This is a genomic window from Amaricoccus solimangrovi (assembly GCF_006385685.1).
Taxonomy (GTDB): Bacteria; Pseudomonadota; Alphaproteobacteria; order Rhodobacterales; family Rhodobacteraceae; genus Amaricoccus; species Amaricoccus solimangrovi.
In genome coordinates, this window is record NZ_VFRP01000068.1 from 1 (window position 1) to 5,016 (window position 5,016).

General features: G+C 56.4%; 3 rRNA genes. All 3 read right to left on the reverse strand.

The window, feature by feature from the left end:
* Positions 1–18: 18 nt before the first annotated feature.
* The 3 genes from rrf to FJM51_RS25455 all read right to left on the reverse strand — a co-directional run bounded on the left by rrf (position 19) and on the right by FJM51_RS25455 (position 4,965).
* Positions 19–130 (reverse strand): 5S ribosomal RNA (rrf, locus tag FJM51_RS25445).
* 115 nt (positions 131–245) lie between these two features.
* Positions 246–3,139 (reverse strand): 23S ribosomal RNA (locus tag FJM51_RS25450).
* A 303-nt stretch (positions 3,140–3,442) separates the two neighbouring features.
* Positions 3,443–4,965 (reverse strand): 16S ribosomal RNA (locus tag FJM51_RS25455).
* The 16S, 23S and 5S rRNA genes sit together here, the layout of an rRNA operon.
* Positions 4,966–5,016 lie beyond the last annotated feature (51 nt).

The following is a 5,016-nucleotide window of genomic DNA, read 5'->3' on the forward strand; positions in this document are numbered from 1 at the left end:
AGGGGCCCTTCTTGTTGGGGTTGGCGGCCACCTACTCTCCCGGGTGTGACCCCAGTACCATCGGCGCGCCCGGGCTTAACTGCTCTGTTCGGAATGGGAAGAGGTGCTCACCGGGGCCATAGCCACCATTGCCTTGCTGCGGTCTGTGTCGCAGTCGATGCTGTTTTGCTATGTGCAATGCTTTTTTAGGACATGTAGGAGGGAAAGAGACAAAGGGAAGAGGTGAGAGCGGCGGGCCGGTTCTCGGCCGGACGCCCCCGGGCAATTAGTACCGCTCGGCTTTGCTGTCTCCAGCTTTACACCTGCGGCCTATCGACGTCGTCGTCTTCGACGGCCCTTCAAGGGAGATCTCATCTTGGGGCGGGTTTCGCACTTAGATGCTTTCAGCGCTTATCCCGTCCGAGCGTAGCTACCCTGCGCTGCACCAGGCGGCACAACAGGTCCACCAGAGGCTCGTCCAACCCGGTCCTCTCGTACTAAGGTCAGGACCCCTCAAATCTCCAACGCCCACAACAGATAGGGACCGAACTGTCTCACGACGTTCTGAACCCAGCTCGCGTGCCACTTTAATCGGCGAACAGCCGAACCCTTGGGACCTTCTCCAGCCCCAGGACGTGACGAGCCGACATCGAGGTGCCAAACCTCCCCGTCGATATGAGCTCTTGGGGGAGATCAGCCTGTTATCCCCAGAGTACCTTTTATCCTTTGAGCGATGGCCCTTCCATGCGGAACCACCGGATCACTATATCCGCCTTTCGGCCCTGCTCGGCTTGTGGGCCTCACAGTCAAGCTCCCTTGTGCTATTGCGCTCTGCGCACGGTTACCAAGCGTGCTGAGGGAACCTTTGAAAGCCTCCGTTACTGTTTTGGAGGCGACCACCCCAGTCAAACTACCCACCAAGCACTGTCCCCCCTCGTAGGAGGTTAGGCGCCAAGCAACTCAAGGGTGGTATTTCAAGGACGGCTCCGCGATGCCTGGCGACACCGCCTCGCAGCCTCCCACCTATCCTACACATGAGTTACCCAGCGTCAATGCTAAGCTATAGTAAAGGTTCATGGGGTCTTTCCGTCCCGTTGCGGGTACTCGGCATCTTCACCGAGACTACAATTTCACCGAGCTCACGGCTGAGACAGCGCCCAGATCGTTACACCATTCGTGCAGGTCGGAACTTACCCGACAAGGAATTTCGCTACCTTAGGACCGTTATAGTTACGGCCGCCGTTTACCGGGGCTTCGATTCAATGCTTTGGGTTGCCCCTAACATCCCCTCTTAACCTTCCGGCACCGGGCAGGTGTCAGGCCTTATACTTCATCTCTCGATTTCGCAAAGCCATGTGTTTTTGTTAAACAGTCGCCTGGGCCTTTTCACTGCGGCTTCTCCATCGCTGGAGGAAGCACCCCTTCTCCCGAAGTTACAGGGTCATTTTGCCGAGTTCCTTGGCCGTGATTCACTCGAGCACCTTAGGATTCTCTCCTCGACCACCTGTGTCGGTTTGCGGTACGGGCGGCCATGCAGTCAAACACTTAGCGGGTTTTCTCGGGAGCCTGGTTAGGGACGCTCGCCGCCCCCGAAGGGTTGGCGTACTTTCCACTTTCAGCATCGATGGCGTACTTCACTACCAAAGATATACCTACGGTGTTAAGCGCACTATTCCGTCAGTGCGCGGTCCTTTCACTTCTCCGTCACCGCATCGCTATGCATGGCCGGTGCTGGAATATTAACCAGCTGTCCATCGACCTGCGCTTTCGCCTCGGCCTTAGGACCCGACTAACCCTGATCCGATTAGCGTTGATCAGGAAACCTTGGTCTTTCGGTGTGCGGGTTTCTCGCCCGCATTATCGTTACTTATGCCTACATTTGCTTTTCCCTGCGCTCCAGTCAGCCTCGCCGGCTGACCTTCACCGCCCAGGGAATGCTCCCCTACCAGTGCAGTAAACTGCAATCCGCAGCTTCGGTATTAGACTTGATGCCCGATTATTATCGATGCCCTCTCGCTCGACCAGTGAGCTGTTACGCACTCTTTAAAGGAATGGCTGCTTCCAAGCCAACCTCCTGGCTGTCTGGGCAAGTGGACCCCCTTTGTTCAACTTAGTCTAAATTTAGGGACCTTAGCTGGCGGTCTGGGTTCTTTCCCTCTCGGCCTGGGACCTTAGCACCCCAAGCCTCACTGCCGCGTATGTCTAGTGGCATTCGGAGTTCGTCAGGATTCGGTAGGATGTGACTCCCCCTAGTCCTATCGGTAGCTCTACCTCCACAAGACTCCACCGCGACGCTGCCCCTAAAGGCATTTCGGGGAGTACGAGCTATTTCTCAGTTTGATTGGCCTTTCACCCCTACCCACAGGTCATCCAAATGCTTTTCAACGCAAACTGGTTCGGACCTCCAACTGGTTTTACCCAGCCTTCATCCTGCCCATGGGTAGATCACAAAGTTTCGCGTCTGCCCCCCCTGACTGCGCGCCCTGTTCAGACTCGCTTTCGCTGCGGCTCCGTGCTTTCAAGCACTTAACCTTGCCAGGGAGGAGCAACTCGTAGGCTCATTATGCAAAAGGCACGCCGTCACCACACTAGGTGGCTCCGACCGCTTGTAGGCGCACGGTTTCAGGATCTGTTTCACCCCGTTATTCACGGTGCTTTTCACCTTTCCCTCACGGTACTGGTTCACTATCGGTCTCTCAGGAGTATTTAGCCTTAGCGGATGGTGCCGCTGGATTCAGGCGGGATTTCTCCGGTCCCGCCCTACTCAGGATACCACTAGGGCCAAGCAGCTTACGCACACGGGACTCTCACCCCCTATGGTCAGGCTTCCCAGCCTGTTATGCTTCAATACTTGGTCCCACGGCGTGGTCCTACAACCCCGCAGCTGCCGTGACAGCTGTGGTTTGGGCTAATCCGCGTTCGCTCGCCACTACTTGCGGAATCACTGTTGTTTTCTCTTCCTCCGGGTACTTAGATGTTTCAGTTCCCCGGGTTTGCCCCCCGTAGGGTACTAGCACTTCATGCTAGTGGGTTGCCCCATTCGGACACCCGCGGATCAGTGGGTATGTGCCCCTCCCCGCGGCTTATCGCAGCTTGTCGCGTCCTTCATCGCCTCTGAGAGCCTAGGCATCCCCCGTGCGCCCTTCTTTAGCGTCTTCGGCCGGCCCCACAAGCGTGGGCCGGCCCGCCTCTCTCGCACTAGGGCTCTGTTGCCAGAGCCTAGTCTTCTTTTCTTTTATCTCTCTCCCAACATGTCAAAGAACGTTCCTTAAGGTACGGGTTACGGGCGCCGGGTTAGGAGTGCGTGCACTCTTCCCTCTTTGCCGTTAACTTCCCCTTAAGCGTGAAGCAAAAACCTTTTGTCCTTGCCTTACAGGTTTTGAGAATGATTAATTGAAACAGTTGTTTAAGGTATCCTTGCAGGACCTGCGTCTATTTCAGGAAAGCCCGGGGTCTTCCCTAGAAAGGAGGTGATCCAGCCGCACCTTCCGGTACGGCTACCTTGTTACGACTTAGCCCCAGTTACCAGTTTTACCCTAGACGGCTCCTATGACGGTCACCGGCTTCAGGTCTCCCTGACTTCCATGGCTTGACGGGCGGTGTGTACAAGGCCCGGGAACGTATTCACCGCGCCGTTGCTGATGCGCGATTACTAGCGATTCCGGCTTCACGGAGTCGAGTTGCAGACTCCGATCCGAACTGAGACCGGCTTTTTGAGATTGGCGCCCCATCGCTGGGTGGCGACCCTCTGTACCGGCCATTGTAGCACGTGTGTAGCCCTAGGCGTAAGGGCCATGATGACTTGACGTCGTCCCCGCCTTCCTCGCTTCTTGCGAAGGCAGTCCCTTTAGAGTCCCCGCCATGACGCGCTGGCAACTAAAGGTAGGGGTTGCGCTCGTTGCGGGACTTAACCCAACACCTCACGGCACGAGCTGACGACAGCCATGCAGCACCTTGCTTTGTGCCCCGAAGGGAAGGTTCATCTCTGAACCGGTCACGCGCATTCTAGCCTAGGTAAGGTTCCTCGCGTATCATCGAATTAAACCACATGCTCCACCGCTTGTGCGGGCCCCCGTCAATTCCTTTGAGTTTCACCCTTGCGGGCGTACTCCCCAGGTGGATGACTTAACGCTTTCGCTTGGACGCCGACCGTATATCGCCGACATCGAGTCATCATCGTTTACGGCGTGGACTACCAGGGTATCTAATCCTGTTCGCTCCCCACGCTTTCGTGCCTCAGCGTCAGTTTCGGCCCAGCGAGCTGCCTACGCAATCGGGGTTCTTGGCGGTATCTAAGCATTTCACCGCTACACCGCCAGTTCCGCCCGCCTCGACCGAACTCAAGCCCGCCAGTATCAACGGCAGTTCCACGGTTGAGCCGTGGGATTTCACCGCTGACTTAACGGGCCGCCTACGCACCCTTTAAACCCAATAAATCCGGACAACGCTTGCACCCTCCGTATTACCGCGGCTGCTGGCACGGAGTTAGCCGGTGCTTATTCATCTGGTACCGTCAGTTACCCCCGCAGGGGCGTTTTCTTCCCAGATAAAAGCAGTTTACAACCCAGAAGGCCTTCTTCCTGCACGCGGCATGGCTGGGTCAGGCTCTCGCCCATTGCCCAATATTCCCTACTGCTGCCTCCCGTAGGAGTCTGGTCCGTGTCTCAGTACCAGTGTGGGGGACCATCCTCTCAGAACCCCTAGCCATCGTCGCCATGGTGGGCCGTTACCCCGCCATCTAGCTAATGGCACGCATGCCCATCTTCCACCGCCAAAGCTTTCATAGTCTTCGGATGCCCTCAAACTATGGTATGCGGTATTAATCCGTCTTTCGACGGGCTATCCCCCAGTGGAAGGTAGGTTGCATACGCGTTACGCACCCGTGCGCCACTAACCTGACCTCCGAAGAGATCAGATTCGTTCGACTTGCATGTATTAGGCCTGCCGCTAGCGTTCATCCTGAGCCAGGATCAAACTCTCCATTGTAAGAATTATTTCCTGTGTTTTAAAAACACAAATGTGTCTGTCCGACCCCGG